14 protein-coding genes and 1 pseudogene are annotated in these 19,032 nt (G+C 71.2%); 6 read left to right on the top strand and 9 right to left on the bottom strand.

Going from position 1 to position 19,032, the window contains the following annotated elements:
* Window positions 1-197 precede the first annotated feature (197 nt).
* Window positions 198-1,445 carry a tyrosine--tRNA ligase gene (tyrS, locus tag ABKA19_RS00930; protein WP_353687243.1) on the bottom strand — a complete coding sequence of 416 codons (1,248 nt, stop codon included), beginning with the start codon at window positions 1,443-1,445 and terminating at the stop codon, window positions 198-200.
* Between the two features lie 172 nt (window positions 1,446-1,617).
* Between tyrS and ABKA19_RS00935 the strand changes: the two genes are divergently transcribed.
* Both ABKA19_RS00935 and ABKA19_RS00940 read left to right on the top strand, forming a co-directional pair.
* The gene (locus tag ABKA19_RS00935; protein ID WP_353687244.1) at window positions 1,618-3,033 is read left to right on the top strand and encodes a peptidoglycan DD-metalloendopeptidase family protein; all 1,416 of its coding nucleotides are present in this window, start codon (window positions 1,618-1,620) and stop codon (window positions 3,031-3,033) included.
* Window positions 3,034-3,386: 353 nt separating this feature from the next.
* Window positions 3,387-4,499 carry an anhydro-N-acetylmuramic acid kinase gene (locus ABKA19_RS00940; protein ID WP_353687245.1) on the top strand — a complete coding sequence of 371 codons (1,113 nt, stop codon included), beginning with the start codon at window positions 3,387-3,389 and terminating at the stop codon, window positions 4,497-4,499.
* 317 nt (window positions 4,500-4,816) lie between these two features.
* On the opposite strand, the gene ABKA19_RS00945 is transcribed toward ABKA19_RS00940, so the two are convergent.
* From ABKA19_RS00945 to ABKA19_RS00955, 3 genes are all read right to left on the bottom strand, one after another.
* The gene (locus tag ABKA19_RS00945) at window positions 4,817-7,885 is read right to left on the bottom strand and encodes a TonB-dependent receptor domain-containing protein (protein WP_353687246.1); all 3,069 of its coding nucleotides are present in this window, start codon (window positions 7,883-7,885) and stop codon (window positions 4,817-4,819) included.
* 81 nt (window positions 7,886-7,966) lie between these two features.
* On the bottom strand, window positions 7,967-9,052 hold the full coding sequence (locus ABKA19_RS00950) for a FecR family protein (RefSeq protein WP_353687247.1): 1,086 nt from the start codon (window positions 9,050-9,052) through the stop codon (window positions 7,967-7,969).
* Entirely contained in the window at window positions 9,030-9,620 is a 591-nt protein-coding gene (locus ABKA19_RS00955; protein ID WP_353687248.1) for an RNA polymerase sigma factor, read from the bottom strand. The genes ABKA19_RS00950 and ABKA19_RS00955 overlap by 23 nt, the downstream gene beginning before the upstream one ends.
* A 325-nt stretch (window positions 9,621-9,945) precedes the next feature.
* Here ABKA19_RS00955 and ABKA19_RS00960 point away from each other — a divergent pair.
* Window positions 9,946-10,506 (top strand): annotated as a pseudogene (locus ABKA19_RS00960) (cyanophycinase); the annotation flags it as partial.
* A 204-nt stretch (window positions 10,507-10,710) separates the two neighbouring features.
* The gene (locus ABKA19_RS00965) at window positions 10,711-11,691 is read left to right on the top strand and encodes an isoaspartyl peptidase/L-asparaginase family protein (protein WP_353688012.1); all 981 of its coding nucleotides are present in this window, start codon (window positions 10,711-10,713) and stop codon (window positions 11,689-11,691) included.
* 113 nt (window positions 11,692-11,804) lie between these two features.
* On the opposite strand, the gene ABKA19_RS00970 is transcribed toward ABKA19_RS00965, so the two are convergent.
* The 4 genes from ABKA19_RS00970 to ABKA19_RS00985 all read right to left on the bottom strand — a co-directional run bounded on the left by ABKA19_RS00970 (window position 11,805) and on the right by ABKA19_RS00985 (window position 14,772).
* Entirely contained in the window at window positions 11,805-12,299 is a 495-nt protein-coding gene (locus ABKA19_RS00970; protein ID WP_502945709.1) for an O-acetyl-ADP-ribose deacetylase, read from the bottom strand.
* Between the two features lie 19 nt (window positions 12,300-12,318).
* Complete coding sequence (locus tag ABKA19_RS00975) at window positions 12,319-12,546, bottom strand: hypothetical protein (RefSeq protein ID WP_162378361.1); 228 nt, start codon at window positions 12,544-12,546, stop codon at window positions 12,319-12,321.
* A gap of 79 nt (window positions 12,547-12,625) precedes the next feature.
* Window positions 12,626-13,966, bottom strand: a complete 1,341-nt coding sequence (locus tag ABKA19_RS00980; RefSeq protein WP_353687250.1) for an AmpG family muropeptide MFS transporter — start codon at window positions 13,964-13,966, stop codon at window positions 12,626-12,628.
* A complete protein-coding gene (locus tag ABKA19_RS00985; protein ID WP_353687251.1) occupies window positions 13,963-14,772 on the bottom strand; it encodes an exodeoxyribonuclease III in 810 nt (269 codons plus the stop codon). The genes ABKA19_RS00980 and ABKA19_RS00985 overlap by 4 nt, the downstream gene beginning before the upstream one ends.
* 247 nt (window positions 14,773-15,019) lie before the next feature.
* On the opposite strand from ABKA19_RS00985, the gene pyrE reads away from it, so the two are divergent.
* Together pyrE and ABKA19_RS00995 are read left to right on the top strand one after the other, a co-directional pair.
* A complete protein-coding gene (gene pyrE, locus ABKA19_RS00990) occupies window positions 15,020-15,679 on the top strand; it encodes an orotate phosphoribosyltransferase (RefSeq protein WP_353687252.1) in 660 nt (219 codons plus the stop codon).
* Window positions 15,680-15,728: 49 nt separating this feature from the next.
* Window positions 15,729-16,403, top strand: coding sequence for a hypothetical protein (locus tag ABKA19_RS00995; protein ID WP_353687253.1), 675 nt, complete (start codon window positions 15,729-15,731; stop codon window positions 16,401-16,403).
* A 298-nt stretch (window positions 16,404-16,701) separates the two neighbouring features.
* On the opposite strand, the gene ABKA19_RS01000 is transcribed toward ABKA19_RS00995, so the two are convergent.
* The gene (locus tag ABKA19_RS01000; protein WP_353687254.1) at window positions 16,702-19,023 is read right to left on the bottom strand and encodes a phosphomannomutase/phosphoglucomutase; all 2,322 of its coding nucleotides are present in this window, start codon (window positions 19,021-19,023) and stop codon (window positions 16,702-16,704) included.
* Window positions 19,024-19,032 lie beyond the last annotated feature (9 nt).

Here is a 19,032-nt window from a genome sequence, read left to right on the forward strand (position 1 = left end):
CCTGTCGCATGGGGGTGCGAGCAGCCATGGATGGCTGCGGCCGCGAGGTGAGGCATGGATGCCGGTCCGAGCGGCGCACCCCCATGCGGCAGGACGGCGGCCCCTTCCGGAGCCGCGCACCCGCAGCTCCGCTCCCGCATTCCCGCTTTCGCCGTGCCGTACCGTGGCCGTGCCGAAACCGCCGCCGGCTCCTTCGCTCAGCCGGCCACCAGCCGCACCCGGGCGAAGTTGCGCTTGCCCACCTGCAGTACGCCCTCGAAGCCCGGCGCGAACGACAGCTGCGCATCCTCGACCACCGCGCCTTCGACCTTCACCGCGCGCTCCTTGAGCTTGCGGTTGGCTTCCGAGTTGGATGGCGTGATTCCGGCGGCGGTGAGCAGCGCGGCGATGCGGATGCCTTCGGCCGGCACCACCACGTCCTGCAGCGGCAGCGAAGACGTGTCGCCCTGGCCGGTGACGACCGCGTGCCAGCCGGCGATGGCCTGCTCGGCCGCGGCGGCGTCGTGGAAGCGCGTGGCCAGCTCGCGCGCCAGTCGCAGCTTGACCTCGCGCGGGTTGAGCGCGCCCGATTCGACCTCGGCCTTCAGCTTCGCCGCCTCGGCCACGGAAATGTCGAAGCTGAGCAGGTCGATCCAGCGCCAGGTGAGCTCGTCGCCGATCTTCATCGTCTTGGTCACGATGTCGATCGCCGGCTCGCTGATGCCGATGTAGTTGCCCAGCGACTTGCTCATCTTGTTGACGCCGTCCAGGCCTTCCAGCAACGGCATGGTCAGCACGATCTGCGGCTTCTGCCCGTGGTGCTCCTGCAGGCCGCGGCCCATCAGCAGGTTGAACTTCTGGTCGGTGCCGCCGAGTTCGACGTCCGCCTCCAGCGCCACCGAGTCGTAGCCCTGCACCAGCGGGTAGAGGAACTCGTGGATGGCGATCGACTGCTGCGCCGCATAGCGCTTGGCGAAGTCGTCGCGCTCGAGCATGCGCGCCACGGTGTACTGGCCGGCCAGGCGGATCATGTCGGCCGCGCTCATCTTGCCGAACCACTCGCTGTTGAAGCGGACCTCGGTGCGCTCGCGGTCCAGCACCTTGAACACCTGCTCCTCGTAGGTGCGGGCGTTGGCCAGCACGTCCTCGCGGGTCAGGGGCTTGCGGGTGGCGTTCTTGCCGGTGGGGTCGCCGATCATCCCGGTGAAGTCGCCGATCAGGAAGATCACCTGGTGCCCCAGGTCCTGGAACTGGCGCATCTTGTTCAGCAGCACCGTATGGCCGATGTGCAGGTCCGGCGCGGTCGGGTCGAAGCCGGCCTTGACCCGCAGCGGCCGGCCGCCGGCCTGCAGCGACGCCGCCAGGCGGGCCTCCAGTTCCTCGCGCTTGAGCAGCTCGTCGGCACCGCGGCCGATCAGGGCGAGGGAATCTTCCACGGACGGGGACTTGTTCTGGGGGGAAAACACGACCGGCTCCACAGTTCGGGCGACGACAAACTTGAACGAAATGTTACGTGCGGGTTAACCGGAAAGCCAGCGAAAAGTTCAGCTTCTTCAATGGTTTGACGCACTAGTTTCAGGTGTTTAAGGTACCGGCGGAATGGGCCGCACCCCGGGGTCCCGTGAAGGAAGTTAAGCGATGTCCCTGACCGATCACGGCCGCGTCCGCAAGCAGCAGTTCCACGACCGCCTCGGCATCCTTCACCACCGACACCTGCACCGCAAGCTGAAGGAGCGCTTCCCCGCCGCCTTCAACACCCGCTGGACCCGCCGCCACTGGCTGCACGCCAGCCTGTTCGCGACCCTCGGCGCACTGCTGGCCACGATCGTCCCCGGATTCTCCTCGCAGCTGCAGCCGGCCTCGCAGCTGCACGCGACCCTGCCGCTGCAACTGCCGCCGCTGACCGTGCGTGCGCCCGGCGAGGGCGCCGGGCGGCTGTGGGACGTGGTCCAGGTCGAGCGTGGCCAGACCCTCGGCGGCGTATTCGACCGGATGGGCGTGCCCGCGGCGACCATGCACCGCATCCTCGACAACCCCGCCAACCGCGATGCGCTCGTGCGCCTGCGCCCCGGCGCCGAGCTGGCGTTCGAACTGGACGAGCACGGCGACCTGCGCGGGTTCCGCTTCGACCGCAGCCCGACCCAGCGCGTCGAGCTGGACCTGCGCGGCGAGAAGATCCACGAGAAGGTGCTCGAGCGCGCCACCACCACCCGCCTGGCGGTGACCAGCGCCGAGATCGACCACTCGCTGTACGCGGCCGGTCGCAAGGCCGGGCTGAGCCCCGCCGCCATCGCGGTCATGACCGACGACATCTTCAAGTACGACATCGACTTCAAGGACGTGCAGCCGGGCGACCGCTTCAGCGCGGTGGTCGAGGAGACCTGGCGCGAGGGCGAGCGGATCGGCACCGGCCGGATCCTCGCCGCGACCTTCTCCACCGACGGCAAGACCTATACCGGCTTCCGCTTCGAGCGCAACGGCAAGGCCGAGTACTTCACCGCAGACGGCCGGCCGCTGAAGAAGAGCTTCATCCGCATGCCGATCCCGTACGCGCGGCTGTCCTCCAAGTTCGGCGCGCGCCGGCACCCGGTGCTGGGCAAGATGCGCATGCACAAGGGCGTGGACTACGCCGCCGGCACCGGTACCCCGATCATGGCCGCCGGCGATGCGCGGGTGCAGTTCGTCGGCACCCAGCGCGGCTACGGCAACGTCGTGATCCTCGACCACGGCCGCGGCCACACCACGCTGTACGCGCACATGTCGCGCTTCGGCAAGGTGCGCAAGGGGCAGCAGGTCGCGCAGGGCACGGTGATCGGTTACGTCGGCTCCACCGGCCTGGCCACCGGCCCGCACCTGCACTACGAATTCCGAGTCAACGGCGTGCACCGCAACCCGCTGTCGGTGACCATGCCGCCGCCGGAGCCGCTCAAGGGCGCCGACCTGGCTGCGTTCAAGGCGGCGACCGCCCCGACCCTGGCGCGGATGGAATCGATGGAACAGCTGATGTTCGCCCACGCCGACCAGGCCAAGCAGAAGAAGAACAAGCGCGGCTGATTACCGGCCGGCGCGCGCCGTTGCAGGCGACGCGAAGCGCGTGTCGTTGCATGGGCCGGGGGTGCCCGCACGCGATGGCGACGGCACAGGCGACGCCGTTTGAACCCCTCGGGTCGCCCATGAATGGGCTCCTGCAGGCAAAGCCGACGCGCCCGTTTGCGTAGGAGCCGATCCAGCGGCGACGCGACGCCATCGGCATAGGCGACGCCACCGACGCACCGCCCCTGCGCAATGCTGATCCCGCCGCCCGTGCGCCGGCAAGCCGGACCCTGCGGATGGTGCACCGCCGACCCGCCCCCCCTTCCCGCCAACCCTCCATCGCCGCCGCGGCGCGTTCCGGCTACGCTTCGCGCATGTCGCACCTCTTCCTTGGCCTGATCTCCGGCACCAGCGCCGACGGCATCGACGCCGCGCTGGTCGAATTCCCCGATCGCACCGGCACGGCCGGCCTGCGGCTGCGCGCGGCGCGTACCCACGCCTGGGCGCCGGCGCTGCGCGAGCGCCTGGTCGCGCTCGGCCAGGGCGGCGAGCTGACCTCGCTGGACGAACTGGGGCGGCTCGACGTGCAGGTCGCCGGCGCGTTTGCCGATGCGGCGCTGGCCCTGCTCGACGAAGCCGGCGTGGCGGCCGCGCGCGTCGCGGCGATCGGTTCGCACGGGCAGACCCTGCGCCACCGCCCGCACGGCGACGCGCCGTTCACCATGCAGGTCGGCGACGGCAACGTGATCGCCGAGCGCACCGGGATCGCCACCGTGGCCGACTTCCGCCGCCGCGATGTCGCCGCCGGTGGCCACGGCGCACCGCTGGTACCGGCCTTCCACGCCGCGCTGTTGCATTCGGCAGACGAGGATCGGGCCGTGCTCAACCTCGGCGGGATCGGCAACTACACCCTGCTGCCGAGGCAGGGCGACGTGCGCGGCTTCGACACCGGCCCGGCCAACGCGCTGCTCGACGCCTGGTGCCTGCGCCACACCGGCCAGCCGTTCGATGCCGACGGCGCGTTCGCCGCCAGCGGCCAGGTCGACGGCGGACTGCTGGAACGGCTGCTCGACGAGGCCTGGTTCGCGCTGCCGCCGCCCAAGAGCACCGGCCGCGAACAGTTCCACCTGGACTGGGTCGACCGGCGGCTGCTCGGCGGCGAGTCGCCGGCCGACGTGCAGGCAACCCTGCTGGAGCTAAGCGCGGTAACGGTCGCCCGCGCGCTGGATGCGCACCAGCCGGGTACCGCGCGGGTGATCGCCTGCGGCGGCGGCGTGCGCAATCCCCGGCTGCTGGCGCGCATCGCCGCGCACCTGCCGGGCGCGCGCATCGAGTCCACCGATGTCCACGGGCTGGATCCGGACTTCGTCGAGGCGATGGCGTTCGCCTGGCTGGCGCGCGAAACGCTCGCCGGGCGGCCGGGCAACCTGGCCGCGGTGACCGGCGCGCGTGGACCGCGCGTGCTCGGCGTGGTGCATCCGGCCTGAGCGGGCACCCGGCGCGAAACCCGCGCACCCTGCTCGCGTAGAGCGGGGCTTGTCCCGCTGCTCTTGCCCGCCACATGAGGCAGCCGGAGCGAGCCCGCTCTAAGGAAGCGGCGATGCGACGGAGCGCCACGCAAGGCGGCAACGCGGTGAAGCGTTCCGGGAAGCGATGGCATGACGAGTAGCACGACCCAAACGCGGCGGCGCCGTGGCCGTGCCTCGCCATGACGACGGCGCCACCGCCGCAACCACCCGGTGCGGCCGTGGCCGCCCCGCCATTCGCGGTCGCCGCCGGGATCGGCGGCGCCGCGACCTGGGTCCTACTGCGCGCTGCCGCCGAACTGGTGGGTGAACTGCAGGTTGATCGTACGGCCGACCGAATCGAACCAGGAGATGTCGTAGTATGGATACGCCGTATAGGTCGGATCCTTCGGCGGCATCTTGTTGGCCAGGTTGGTCACGGCCAGCGCCAGGCGCGAGCGCTCGTTGAAGCGGTAGGCCATCGATGCGTTGTAGCGGTAGGTCGCGGCGATGTACGGACCCGGATCGCCCTCCTCCCACACCTGGTCGTACGACCAGCCGTTGGGCAGCTTGCCCAGGCGCTGGCCGTACAGCGTGGCCGACCAGGTGCCGTTCTCCCAGCCGATGCTGGCGTTGCTCTTGGTCCGCGGGATGTCGAAGCCGCTGTTGACCGCGAACTCGTCCTCGACCGGGTCGCCCGGAAACTGCTGGAACTCGTGCTCGTTGACCCAGGTGTGGTTGAAGCTCAGGGTCCAGCGCCCGACCGGGGTGTCGAAGCGGTACCGCGCCACGACGTCGATACCGCTGGTGGTCTCGCGGGCGACGTTGATCGGATTGACGTAGATGCCGTAGAGCGAGTCGTTGGCGGTGCGGGTCACCCGCGCGATCGCGTCCACGCAGGTCGGCGAGGCGATGTCCAGTTCGCCCAGGCGGCATGCCGCTTCGTCGCGCAGGATCGCGTCGACGCTCATGTCCTGCACCTGGTCGCGCATGTCGATGTCGAACCAGTCGGCCGACAGGTCCAGGCCCTCCAGGGGCGACCAGACGAAGCCGGCGGTCCAGGACGTGCTGGTTTCGGCGTCCAGTTCGCGGTTGCCCTCGCGGGTGCGGATCAGGCCTTCCTCGTAGTCGGAGCAGTCGTCGGCATCGTCGAGCAGGCAGTAGTAGTAGTCGTTCCCGGAGGTTTCGTCGTTGCCTGTGCCGGCGTACACGTAGTGCAGGTCGGGGGCGCGGAACGCGGTGCCGTACGAACCGCGCACGAGCAGGCTGTCGAGCGGCCGCCATTCCAGGCCGGTGCTCCAGGTAGGCTTGCCGATCGAGTTGCCCGAGTAGCGGTACTGGTCGTAACGCGCAGCCAGGCTCCAGTTCAGGCTCTCGAGCACCGGCATGCGCAGCTCGCCGGCGGTGGCCCAGCGGTTGCGGCTGCCATGGCCGTCCGAGTCCTTCCAGCTGTAGTAGTAGTACTGGGTGGCCAATGGATCGGGATTGAGTTCATAGGCCTGGTGGCCGAACTCGACCGTGCCGGCGAAGCCCGCGTCACCGCCGGGCAGGACGAAGAGGTCGGCCTTGCTGACGGTAAGCGCCGCGGTGCCGGTTTCCGACTTCGGCCGGTAGACCGAGCGCGCGGCGATGCTGTCGTACTCGTCGCGGGTCAGCGGCGTGTACAGGCGCGCCGGGTCGGCGTTGAAGATCGGGAAGCCGTCGTCGTCCACGCCCAGCTGCGGACCCAGGAACAGCGCGTTGGCGGCAGCCGCCACGATCTGCGGCCAGCTGATCTCTGCCCGGTACTGCGACCAGCTCAGCGACGCCTCGTAGTCCCAGTCGGCGGCGAACGTGCCCTTGAAGCCCGTGGTCGCACCGAAGGTCTCCTGCGTGGTCTCGACCATGCCGCGGTCGAGCCCGCCCATTTCCTCCGGCGAGAACTGCCGCTGCCAGTATTCGACCTGGCCGGTGGCGTCGTTGTAGAAATAGCCCTCCTCGTTGCCGTCCGGCGCCATGTAGCTCCACGAGCTCACGTCGCGGAACAGCTCGACGTTGTGGTAGCCGACCTGCACGTCGGCGAACCATTCGCTGCCGTTGTCGAAGGCATACGACAGCGAGGCATAGCCGTTGATGCCGCGGCGCTCGCTCAGGATCGTGCCGTAGCCGATCGACTTGTCGCTGCCGCAGTAGTAGCCATCGACCTCTTCCCCGAGGTCGTCGTCGTAGCCCCAGCCGGGGCGCGAGGCGTAGTAGGTGCTGCCCTGGTTCTGCCCGGCCAGCGCGTCGCATGCCGCCTGGCCGGGGTCGATGTAGTAGTCCCACCAGTCGGTCCGCAGCCAGGCGCGGCGTGCGGCCCGGGAGCTGGCGGTGGGGGCGTCCAGGGTCGAATCCTGGATGCTGCGCTCGTATGCCCACAGCGGCGTCTGCGATTGCAGCTCCACGCCGAACAGGCCGCTGAAGCGGCCGCGCTCGAAGCCGTCGACGACGGTGCCGTTGAAGGATTCGCCGCCACCATCGCTGGTCGTGCCGATGCGCATGTCGACCAGCACGCCATCCACGCTCTTCTTGAGGATGAAGTTCACCACGCCGGAGATCGCGTCCGAGCCGTAGATCGCCGAGGCGCTGCCGGTCAGCACCTCGACCCGCTCGATCATCCCGATCGGGATGCCGGAGATGTCGGTGAAGTTGCTGCGGCCCTTGAACGGCATCGGGAAGTCGGCGATGCGCCGGCCGTTGACCAGGACCAGGGTATGGTTGGGACCCAGTCCGCGCAGGTCGACCTGCTGCGCGCCGGGCGAGAAATCCGCGCCGCTGGCCGACTGCTGGCTCTGGGTCTCGCCGCTGTTCTGGGTCATGCCGCGCAGGATGTCCGGCACCGACGTGAAGCCGTTGGCGCGGATCTCCTCGGCGGTGATCACGCTGATCGGCGCCGGGCCTTCGATCTGCGCGCGGGGAATGCGCGACCCGGTGACCTGGACCGCTTCGATCTCGGTGACCTCCTCTTCCTGCGCCGCCGCCGGGCTTCCGGCATCGAGATCCTGCGCGGCCGGTGCCGGCGCCACTGGCCGGCGCGGGGCGACGTCGGCCCGCGCGACCAGCACTGCGCCGGTGGCCTGGTCGCGCCGCGCGTCGAAACCGCTGCCGTGGAGCAGCTGCTGCAGCGCCTGGTCGGTCGAGGCCGCGCCCTGGACGCCGGCAGTGCGGCGCCCCTTCAGCTCGTCGGCGCGGTAGACCAGCTGGGTGTCGGACTGGCGGGCCAGGGTGTTGAGCGCGGCGGCCAGGTCGCCGGGCGGGACGTTGATCGGACCGGAGGCATTGCCCGCCTGCGCCGCCAGCGCGGTCGTGCAGGCCAGGCTCAACAGCAGGACACGCGACGGATGACGCATCTTTCTCTCCCCGGTGCCGGAACGGCACTCTTTCGAGCTATGGACGAACGACGCGGCCGATGCCCCCATGGCCGCGAGCGGTCAGCGCGAATGCAGCACGATCCGGTCCGGATGGCGCTCGGCCCGGACCGGGAATCCCTGTTCGAGCAGGCCGACGAAGCCGTCCAGGTTGGACCAGCGGAAGTTGCCGCCGATGCGCACGCCGGCCACCTCCGGATCGGCCAGCACCAGCCGGCGGACGTTGAAGCGATTGAACTCGTCGGCCGCCTGCGCCAGCGGCACATCATCGAAGGCCAGGAAGCCGTCGCGCCATTCCAGGTAGCGCTGCGCCTGCGCCAGCGGCACCGAGCGCACCAGCACGCCGGTCGGCCCGACCGTGGCCAAGCTGCCGGCCGGCAGCAGCGCCGCCGGCGCGGCGCGGCCGTCGCGGCCGGGGTTGGCCTCGAGCCTGACCCTGCCTTCGGTCACCACCACCCGCAGGGTGCCCGCATCCCGGCGCACCGCGTAATGCGTGCCCACCGCCACAACGCGGTGGCCATCGGCCTCGACCACGAACGGCCGGCCCTTGTCGGGCGCGACATCGAAGAAGGCTTCGCCGCGCAGCAGCGCGACATGGCGCTCGCCGCGGTCGAAGCGCACTTCCAGCCGGCTGTCGCTGCTCAGGGTGGCGTGGCTGCCGTCGGCCAACACGAGCTCGCGCACTTCGCCCAGCGCGCTGGCATGGCTGGCCTGGTGGCGGCCGCCCAGCTGCCAGCCGCCCCAGCCCAGTCCAGCGGTCAGGGCCACGACCACGGTGGCGGCGAGGCCTCGCCGCCAACCGGTGGAGCGGGTGGCTGCACGGCGCGGTGCGAAAGCCACGGCACTCAGGTCCGGCGCATGGGGGATCGCACCCCCGTTCGACGCCGCCGGCTCGCGCGCGCCGGACGCAACCCAGTCCGACCACTGGTGGCGCGGCGGCACCTGGCCTTCGGGCAGCCCGGCGGCCAGCGCCTGCAACCGCCCGGCCTGGTGCCAGGCCGACTCCAGCCGCAGCAGCGCCACCCGGTGCGCGGTGTCCTGGTCCCGCCAGGCATCCAGCGCCTGCTGGTCCTGGTCGGTCCATGGCCCGGCATCGCGGCGCGCCAGCCAGGCCGCGGCGACGTGCTCAATCCTCCTGCTGTCGGCCATGTCCCGTATCCCCGTCCGCTCCGGTCCGCGGCACCCGCCGGGCGGGCACCGAGGCGCCGCCACCGTAGAGGTGGTCGGCGATCAAGCGCATGCCCTTGGCCAGGTGTTTTTCCACGGTCCTTCCGCTGATGCCCAGGCGCTGGGCGACGTCGTTCTGCGACAGTTCCTCCACCCGGCGCAGCCATACGACCTGGCGGCAGCGCTCGGGCAGCGCATCCAGGGCCTCGACCAGCCGTCGCAGCGCCTGGCGGGTGCCGGTCCAGCGTTCGGGCGACACCTCGTCGATCAGGTAGACGTTCGAGGATTCGAAATCACCCACCGGCTCGATGGACACGACCCGGCTGCGACGCAGCCGGTCGGTCATCAGGTGGCGGGCGGTGGTGAACACGAAGGCTCGTGGCGCGGTCGGGCGGCTGCGCCCCGCCGCCTCGTAGACGCGGGCATAGACCTCCTGGCGCAGGTCGTGCAGCTCGTCGCGGTGCGGCCAGCAGCGCTGCAGGTACTGCATCAGCACCCGCTCGTGGACCAGGACCTCGCGGACGAACCAGTCGTCTAGTTCAGTGGACATGGTCGCACTCTAGCCCAGCGCGTGGCCGTCGATGGGCGCCTCGATGGGGGAATGCGGCCGCCGGTTCGTCTAGGCTGGTGGTGGCCCACGGCGTCCTGCCGCGGCGCCGGATCCCGGGAGCGGTGGAATGTCGATGCGTCGTGTCGGTGTGCGGAAGATGGCGGGTGCGGTGTTGGTGGGCCTGCTGCTGGCCCTGCCGGTGGCGGCGGCCGACCTGGGCCACTACCTGCTCGGCGACACTGCGGCCCGCACCCCCGGCAAAGTCGAGCCCGGCTTGCTGCTGATGGGCGGCGGCGACCGCAACTTCGACGCGATGCGCTGGTTCATGCGCAAGGCCGGCAATGGCCATATCGTGGTACTGCGCGCTTCGCAGGGTGGCGAGATCGGGGAGGAGTTCTTCAACGAGGTCGGCGGCATCGCCTCGGTGGAGACGTTCGTGTTCAAGGATCGCGAGTCCGCGTACGACCCGGCCGTGCTGGCCGCGCTCAAGCGCGCCGACGGCATCTTCCTGGCCGGCGGCGACCAGTCGCGCTACGTCCGCTACTGGCGCGGCACGCCGGTGGCCGCGGCGCTGGACGCGCATGTGCGCGCCGGCAAGCCGCTGGGCGGCACCAGCGCCGGCCTGGCGGTGCAGGGCGAGTATTTCTACGGCGCAATGGACGGTGGCAGCCAGACCTCTCCGGCGGCGCTGGCCGATCCGCTCGGCGACGGCAACACCATCGAGACCGGCTTCCTGCACCTGGACGCGCTCGAAGGCGTCATCACCGATACCCATTTCAGCGAACGCGGCCGCCTCGGACGGCTGGTCGCCTTCGTCGCCAAGGGCGAGGCGCTGGCGGACAGGCCGCTGATCGGGCTGGGCGTGGACGAGGACGCGGCAGTGGCGGTGGAAGGCGACGGCCGGGCCCGCGTGTACGCGACCGCGCCGGGGGCTGGCGCGACCGTGGTCAGGGGCGGCTTCGCGCAGAAGCAGGCCGAAGACGAGCCGATGCAGCTGGCACGGGTGGACACGGTGGTCGCAGGCGTCGATTCGCTGCTGCACCTGCCTTCGGGCAGGGTGGACCGTCCGGCCGCCCAGCGCCGCTACGCAGTGCGCGACGGCGTGCTGGTCGCCCTGGATGCGCCGCTGCTGGTGATCCACGGCGGTGCCGGCGTGGAGCGCGCCGGACTGTCGGCGGCGGAGGAGGCCGACGCGCGCAGGGCGCTGGAGGCGGCGCTGCGCGCCGGCCACGCGCAGCTCGAGGCCGGCAAGCCGGCGCTGGACGCGGTGGCCGCGGCCATCCGGGTGCTGGAGGACGCGCCGCAGTTCAACGCCGCCCGCGGCGCGGTGTTCACCCACGACGGCCGCAACGAACTGGATGCCTCGATCATGGACGGCGCCAGCGGCCGCGCCGGCGCGATCGCCGGCGTGCACCGGGTGCGCAACCCGATCGTGCTGGCGCGTGCGGTGATGGAGCATTCGAAGCACGTGATGATGGTGGGCGACGGCGCCGAGGCGTTCGCGGCCGAACAGGGCGTCGAACTGGTCGACCCGTCGTACTTCCGCACCGAGAAGCGCTGGCAGCAGCTGCAGCACGCGCTGGCCGCGGAAGCCAAGGCGCAGGCGTCGAACACGCCGCTGGAACTGCCGGGCAAGGCCTACTTCGGCACGGTCGGCGCGCTGGCGCTGGATGCGCAAGGCAAGCTGGCCGCCGGCACCTCCACCGGCGGCATGACCAACAAGCGCTACGGCCGCGTCGGCGATTCGCCGATCATCGGCGCCGGCACCTGGGCCGATGCGCGCTGCGCGGTATCGGGTACCGGCTGGGGCGAGTTCTACATACGCGCCGCCGCCGCGCACGAGATCTGCGCGCGCGTGCGCCTGGCCGGGCAGCCGCTGGCCCGCGCCGCCGACGGCGTGATCAACCGCGACGTTCCCGCGGCCGGCGGCGACGGCGGCGCGATCGCGCTGGGCGCCGACGGCAGCGTCGCGTTCCCGTTCAACACCGAGGGCATGTACCGCGGCTGGATCGGCGCCGACGGCGTGCCGCACGTGGCGGTGTTCCGCGACGAGGCGCTGCCCCGGCCGTAAGGCGGCGGCTACGTGACGGCATGGCGCTGCCCCGCTGCGCCTACGCGTCGTTTTCTGCGACATCAGGCTTCGAGCGCACGACGGCTGGCAAAAGCAGCGGGGCGAGCCCCGCTCTACGGGAGCAGGGCCCGGTATCGGTCGAGGTCGTTGGTCGAAAAGCAGCAGAACACCACCTCGCGTACCCGCCGTGCCGCGAATGCGGCGACCGTGTCCACCGCCAGCGGCGCGGCCAGGTCGGCCGGATAGCCGTACACGCCGGTGCTGATCGAAGGAAACGCCACGCTCGTGCAGCCGGCTTCCTCGGCCAGCGCCAGGCTGTTGCGGTAGCAGCCGGCGAGCAGCTCCGGCTCGCCATCGCCGCCGCCGCGCCAGACCGGGCCGACGGCGTGGATCACATGACGCGCCGGCAGGCGGAAGCCGGGCGTGATCCGCGCCTGCCCGGCCGGGCATCCACCCAGCGTCCGGCAGGCTCGGAGCAGTTGCGGACCGGCGGCCCGATGGATCGCGCCGTCCACCCCGCCGCCGCCCAGCAGCGACGCGTTGGCCGCGTTGACGATCGCATCCACCGCCAGGGTGGTGATGTCGGCCTGCAACGCGCGCAACCGCAAACCGGCCATGGCGGCGGCGTCAGAAGCCCTTGCCGGCCGGCACTTCCTTGAGCGCGGCGATGGCCTCCGCGAGGGCGTCGACCTCGCTCTCCTCGAAGCCGCCCCGGACTTCGTGCTCGGAGGCGAACAGCCCCTGCTCGAGCAGCCGCAGGATGGTCTCGTGCTGGGTCCAGCCGCGCGCCACCGACACCCGGCGGATGCGGTCGGCCAGGATCGGATCGATGTCGCGCAGCAGCAGGTCGGTCATGCAGCCCCCTGTTCGGCCCCTTGCCCGCCAAGACTGCCACGAATCCAACGCGGGCTGGAGCCGGCGCCGGCCGCCCTGTTCATCCGGATGCCGGGGCCGGCGCGGCCTCGCGGATGCGCGGCCACAGCCACGCCAGCAGCAGCAGGGTCGGCACCACGGTCATGGCGCTGAGGGTGAAGAAGGTGGCGTAGGAGCTGGCCTCGACCAGGTAGCCGGACAGCCCGCCGGCGAACTTGCCGGGCAGGTTGGCCAGGGACACCATCAGCGCGAACTGGGTGGCGGTGAAGTTGCGGTCGGTCAGCGACGACATGAACGCCACGAGGGTGGTCCCGGCGAACCCCTGGGCGACGTTGTCGGCGGTGATCGCCGCGTAGAACGCCCAGATCTGCGACGGATACTGCGCCATCAGCAGGAAGGCCAGGTTCGACAGCGCCACGCCCAGCGCCGCCACCAGCAGCATCCGCCGGAAGCCGAACGCGGCCACGCACACCCCGCCCAGGAACGCGCCGCCGATGCCGGCCCAGATCCCGTACAGCTTCGACACCGTGGCGATGTCGGCCTTCGTATAGCCCGAATCCAGGTAGAACGGCCCGGCCATCACCCCGATCACCTGGTCGGGGAACTTGAACAGCCCCACGAACAGCAGCAGGGCGATGCCGAAGGTCACGCCGTTGTTGCGGAAGAAGCTGGCGAACGGCTGCCAGAACGCGCCGATGAAATCGATCCGGCGCTGCACGCTCAGCTCCGGGGTGGCCGGCTCGCGGCTGAGCAGGGTCGCCAGCAGCGGCAACGCCATCAGCGCGGCCATGCCCAGGTATGCCACCTTCCAGCCGGCGAAGTCGGCCAGGTAGAGCGCACCGGCGCCGCCCAGGATCAGGCCGATGCGGTAGCCCAGGGTGTAGGTCGCCGCCAGCGCCGCCTGCGCGTCGGCGGGCGCGATCTCGATGCGGTAGGCATCGACCACCGAATCCTGGGTGGCGCCGGCGAAGGAGCAGAACAGCACCCAGCCCACCAGCGGGGCCACCCCCAGTTCCGGGCGGGTGAACGCCAGCGCCGCCAGGCCCAGGCCCACGCCCAGCTGCGCCCCGACCAGCCACGAACGGCGGCGGCCGAGGAATCCGAGCGGCCTGAACACGTAGCGGTCCAGCAATGGCGCCCACAGGAACTTGAACAGGTAGAAGAAGCTGGCCAGGCTGATCAGGCCGATGTCGTGCAGTTCCAGGCCCGAATCGCGCAGGCGCGTGGACAGCGTCATCGAGGCGATCGGCAGGAACGGCAACCCGCAGCCGAAACCCAGGACCGCCATCGTCAGCGCCGAGGGCGTTCCGAACGCACGGCGGATGCCGGTCCAGCCCTTGTACGCCGGCTTCGTCGGCGGCGCCGGGCTCGCCCGCGTCGGCTCCGGGACGCCCGCGCTCACTTGCCGCCGTCCGCGTAGTCGACGGTGAACGGCGCGTGGTCGGAGAAGCGCTCGTCGCGGTAGATCGAGCAGGCGCGCAGCCGATCACGCAGCGACGGGGTGACGAACTGGTAGTCGATCCGCCATCCGACGTTGTTGGCGCGCGCCGCGCCGCGGTTGCTCCACCAGGTGTAGTCCTGCCCTTCCGGATGCAGCACGCGGTAGGCGTCGACCCAGCCCCGGCCCTGCTTCGCATCGGCCTCGCCGGCCTGGTCGGCGCACAGGCCGTTGAGCCAGTCGCGCTCCGGCGGCAGGCAGCCGGAATTCTTCTGGTTGGACGTCCAGTTCCGGATGTCCAGGCGCGAGCGGACGATGTTCCAGTCGCCGCACAGCACGTAGTCGCGGCCGCTGGCCAGCCACTGGTCGAGGATCGGCTTGAGCCATTCCATCACCTGAAACTTGTAGCCCTGGCGCAGCTCGCCCGACGAGCCGGACGGGATGTAGAACGAGACCACGCTCAGGTTGCCGAAGCGGGCCTCGATGTAGCGGCCCTCCTCGTCGAAGTCCGGCCGGCCCAGCGCGGTGCGCACTTCGTCCGGCTCGCGCCTGGCATAGATCGCCACGCCGCTGTAGCCCTTCTTGGTGCTCGCGTCGCGGTAGAAGCAGTGGTGGCCGTCGGGGCGGAAGCGCGGATCGGAGAGCTGGTCCTCCTGCGACTTGGTCTCCTGCAGGCAGACCACGTCGGCCTTCTGCGCGTCGAGCCAGTGGAAAAAACCCTTGTTGGCGGCGGAGCGGATGCCGTTGGCGTTGAAGCTGATGATGCGCATGCGGTGAACCGAGACAGGCCAGCGGCTAGCCTAGCGAATCCGGCGGTGGCCCGCGTGGCTGCCACGCGCCGGCATCGCCGGCGTGCCCGTAGAGCGGGGCTCGCCCCGCTGTCCTCCCGATCCGTGCAGACCCGCGCCGGGCCGCCAGGCAGGCCGGGCGCCACGGCGGACACGACGCAGCCCACGGCCCGCCCCGGCGAGGCGGACAGGTATCCTAGGCGTCCCCACCGAAGCACCCGCGTGTCCGATGTCCGACCACCGCACCCGTTTCCTGCAACTGGCGCTGGATGCCGACGCGCTGCGCTTCGGCGAATTCACCCTGAAGTCCGGGCGCCTGTCTCCCTATTTCTTCAATGCCGGCCGCTTCGACAGCGGCGCGACCCTGGCCACCCTGGCCGCCTGCTACGCCGACGCGATCGAGGCCGCGGGACTGCAGTTCGACCTGCTGTTCGGCCCCGCGTACAAGGGCATTCCGCTGGCCACTGCGCTGGCGTGCGAATACGCCCGCCGCGGCCGCGACCTGCCAGTGGCATTCAACCGCAAGGAGGCCAAGGCCCATGGCGAAGGCGGCACCCTCATCGGTGCGCCGCTGGCCGGGCGCCGGGTGCTGGTGGTCGACGACGTCATCACCGCCGGTACCGCGATCCGCGAGGCGCTGGCGATCATCGCCGCCGGCGGCGGCACGGTCGCCGGCATTGCCGTGGCCCTGGACCGCCAGGAGATCGCCGCCGACGGCGACCGCCGCTCGGCCGCGCAGGCGGTGGCCACCGAGGCGGGGGTGCCGGTGCTGGCCGTGGCCGGGCTGGGCGACCTGCTTGCATTCGCCGACGGAAACGAGAAACTGGCCGCATTCCGCGCACCGTTGCTGGCCTACCGTGCCCGCTACGGTTGCGATCCGACGGGCTGACTGACAGCAGGGGGCTGCCGCGATGCCGATCAAGACGATCCATCCAACGATGCTCGGCCTCCTCGCAGCGGGAATCCTGCTGCCGGCGGCGGCGCTTGCCCAGGCCAACAAGGACGCCGCGCCGAAGAAGCTGTACTGCTGGAACGAGAATGGCCAGCGCAAGTGCGCCGACTCGCTGCCGCCGGAGGCGATGGCTGCCGCGCGCGAGGAGATCAACGTGCGCAGCGGCATGCGCACCGGCGAGGTGCAGCGCGCGCTGACCGACGAGGAGCGCGCCGCCCAGGCCGAAGAGGAAGCCAAGCGCAAGACCGAGGCGCTTGCCGCCGAGACCCGCCGCCGCACCGACCAGGCCATGCTGACCTCGTTCCAGACCGAGGACGAGCTGCGTCGCGTGTTCGCCGAACGGGTCAACCTAGTCGACAACAGCATCAACACCGCGCGCTACAACGTGGCCAGCCTGCGCGAGGGGCTGGTGACCCTGCTGCGCACGGCCGGCGAGCGCGAACTGTCGGGCAAGCCGGTCCCGGACAAGCTCGCCGGCGACATCCGCGTGCGCCACGCGCAGCTGCTCTACCACACGGCGCTGCAGGCCAGCTTCGAGCGGCAGCGCGCCGAGCTCGACGTGGAGATCGAACAGATCATGCAGCGCTACCGCGACCTGAAGGCCAGCGACGCCCCCGGCGCGCGCGTGGCCCTGGACCTGCCGCCGGCGCCGAAGCAGTAGAGCGGGGCTCTGCCCCGCTGCTCCGCCGGGCGGCCAGGCGCCCGTCGGCGCGCCAACGCGGCCTCGCGGGGCGATGCGCCCCTGCCACTCCCCGTCACGGCGCCCGAAAACGCGGCCTCGTTGTTTGTAGGAGCCCATCTTCATGGGCGACCCGACGCCATCGACCGTTTCAGGAGCCGATTCATCGGCGACCCGGCGCCGTCGGCACAAGCGGTGCTCCATCATTCGGACGCCCGTGTCGCCCATGAAGATGGGCTCCTACAGGGGATCCCGCACTGGCGCAGGAGACCGGCGTACCTCAGAACTCCAGCGGCGTGTCCGGCAGCAGGCGGGCGAGCTGCCCGCGATAGAGGTCCTTGATCCGCGCCAGGGCGGCGGCATCGTCGGCCTCGAAGCGCAGCACCAGCACCGGCGTGGTGTTGGACGCGCGCACCAGGCCCCAGCCGTCGTTCCAGTCCGCGCGCAGGCCGTCGATCGTGGTCAGGCGCGCGCCGCCGAAGGTCGCCTCGTCGGCCTGCGCCGCGCTGGCGAACTGCGCCACCACCACGTGCGGATCGCCCTGCACCGGCACCTTGATCTCCGGCGTGGACACGCTGTCGGGCAGCTCGGCCAGCACCTCCGACGGCGTTTCGAAGCGCCCGGCCAGGATCTCCAGCAGGCGCGCGGCCGAGTACAGGCCGTCGTCGAACCCGTACCAGCGCTCCTTGAAGAAGAAATGGCCGCTCATCTCGCCGGCCAGCTCGGCCTCGGTCTCGCGCATCTTGGCCTTGATCAGCGAATGCCCGGTCTTCCACATCATCGGGCTGCCGCCGTGGCGCAGGATGTAGTCGGACAGCTTGCCGGTGCACTTGACGTCGTAGATCACCAGCGCGCCGGGATTGCGCAACAGCACGTCGGCCGCGTACAGCATCAGCAGGCGGTCGGGGAAGATGATCTGGCCTTCCTTGGTGACCACACCCAGGCGGTCGCCGTCGCCGTCGAAGGCCAGGCCCAGGTCGGCGTCGAAGCGCTTGACCGTGGCGATGAGGTCCTCGAGGTTGTGCGGCTCGCTGGGGTCGGGATGGTGGTTGGGGAAGCTGCCGTCCACGTCGCAGTACAGCGGGATGACCTCGGCGCCGATCGCCTCCAGCAGGCGCGGGGCGATCTCGCCGGCGACGCCGTTGCCGGCGTCGGCCACCACCTTGAGCGGACGCTCCAGCTGCACGTCGTCGGCGATTCGGCGGATGTAGTCCTCGTCCACCGCCTGCTGCTGCAGCGAGCCGGCGCTGTCGGCCTGTTGCAGGCGGCCATCGCGGATCCGCGCGTACAGGTCCTGGATCGCCGCCCCGGACAGGGTCTCGCCGCCGACCACGACCTTGAAGCCGTTGTAGTCGGGCGGGTTGTGGCTGCCGGTGACCGCCACGCCGCTGCCGGCGCGCAGGTGGTAGGCGGCGAAGTAGACCACCGGGGTCGGCACCATGCCGACGTCGATCACGTTGCGGCCGGCCTTGCGCAGGCCCTCGATCAGGCCGCCGGCCAGTTCCGGGCCGGACAGGCGCCCGTCGCGGCCGACCACGATGTCGGTCAGGCCCTGCTCGGCCATGACCGTGCCGATGGCCTGGCCGATCCAGGCCGCGACCTGCGGGGTCAGCTCGCGGCCGACCACGCCGCGGATGTCGTAGGCGCGGAAGATGCCCGGCTCCAGCTGCACTTCCACCGCGACCGGGGCGACGCGCACCGGCGCCGGCGCGGACTCCAGGTCGCGCTGGATGGTCTGGCCCAGCGTCGGCGTCTCCTCTTCGACCGCGGCCGCCGCGGCCTTGCGGCGCAGCTGCGGCAGCTTGCCGTAGGCCAGCAGCATGACCACGACCGCGCCCAGCGCGAGCAGCGCCGCCGCGACAATGCAGGGGATCGCGCCCAGCCCGAACGGCCCGCGGGCCACGTCCGGCACCGCCGCGGCGGCGCGCAGGCCGGTCTTGCCGATCTCGCGGGAAAGGGCGTCGGCACCGCCGGCCAGCGCGGTGTCGCCGCGCTCGGCCACGTTGTAGTTGCCCTGGCGCAAGGCCAGGTAGGCGCCACCGGGAACGTCAGCCGCCTCCAGCCCGGCGGTCAGCGACGCCAGCGGCATCCGCACGTACGCCACCGCCGGTGCGCCGGCCAGCACCACCGGCGCGGCCAGGCCCAGCTGCGGCTTGTCGTCGTCGCGCACCACCGCGGCCACCGCGGCGCCGTCGGTCATGGCTTTTTCCAGCAGGCCGAGGCGCGCGTAGCCGAAGTTGGCGGCATCGGCATAGGCGGTGGCGAGGTCGGCACGCAGGACCTGCGCGTGCGCCGCGCCATTCCAGCCGGCGGTCAGCGCGGCGGCGGCGGCGGCCGGATCGCCGGCGGCCAGCGCGGCCTGCACCGGCTCGTCCGCGAGCCGCTCGGCCAGCGCGCGGGTCTGCGCGGCCATGGCGGACGAGGCCGCGGCCACCAGGCCATCACGGGCCGACGCCAGCGCCGACTCGCGCGCATCCGCGCGCCACTGGACGACACCGCTCCATGCGAACCAGGCCGCCAGCAGTGCCAGCAATAGCGCCAGCAGCGGCGCCCGCCTCCTCAACTGCCCTGCCGACAGCGGACCAGCATCCATCTGCGCCATGCGTTCCCT

The sequence above is a fragment of the Pseudoxanthomonas sp. Soil82 genome (assembly GCF_040446535.1).
Classification (GTDB): Bacteria; Pseudomonadota; Gammaproteobacteria; order Xanthomonadales; family Xanthomonadaceae; genus Pseudoxanthomonas; species Pseudoxanthomonas kaohsiungensis.

Bases quoted from the DNA above. Each gene is read 5' to 3' on its own strand.
- ABKA19_RS00935 (WP_353687244.1), top strand. From the start codon at position 1,618: ATGTCCCTGACCGATCACGGCCGCGTCCGCAAGCAGCAGTTCCACGAC.
- ABKA19_RS00940 (WP_353687245.1), top strand. From the start codon at position 3,387: ATGTCGCACCTCTTCCTTGGCCTGATCTCCGGCACCAGCGCCGACGGC.
- ABKA19_RS00945 (WP_353687246.1), bottom strand. From the start codon at position 7,885: ATGCGTCATCCGTCGCGTGTCCTGCTGTTGAGCCTGGCCTGCACGACC.
- ABKA19_RS00950 (WP_353687247.1), bottom strand. From the start codon at position 9,052: ATGGCCGACAGCAGGAGGATTGAGCACGTCGCCGCGGCCTGGCTGGCG.
- ABKA19_RS00955 (WP_353687248.1), bottom strand. From the start codon at position 9,620: ATGTCCACTGAACTAGACGACTGGTTCGTCCGCGAGGTCCTGGTCCAC.
- ABKA19_RS00975 (WP_162378361.1), bottom strand. From the start codon at position 12,546: ATGACCGACCTGCTGCTGCGCGACATCGATCCGATCCTGGCCGACCGC.
- ABKA19_RS00985 (WP_353687251.1), bottom strand. From the start codon at position 14,772: ATGCGCATCATCAGCTTCAACGCCAACGGCATCCGCTCCGCCGCCAAC.
- pyrE (WP_353687252.1), top strand. From the start codon at position 15,020: ATGTCCGACCACCGCACCCGTTTCCTGCAACTGGCGCTGGATGCCGAC.
- ABKA19_RS00995 (WP_353687253.1), top strand. From the start codon at position 15,729: ATGCTCGGCCTCCTCGCAGCGGGAATCCTGCTGCCGGCGGCGGCGCTT.
- ABKA19_RS01000 (WP_353687254.1), bottom strand. From the start codon at position 19,023: ATGGCGCAGATGGATGCTGGTCCGCTGTCGGCAGGGCAGTTGAGGAGG.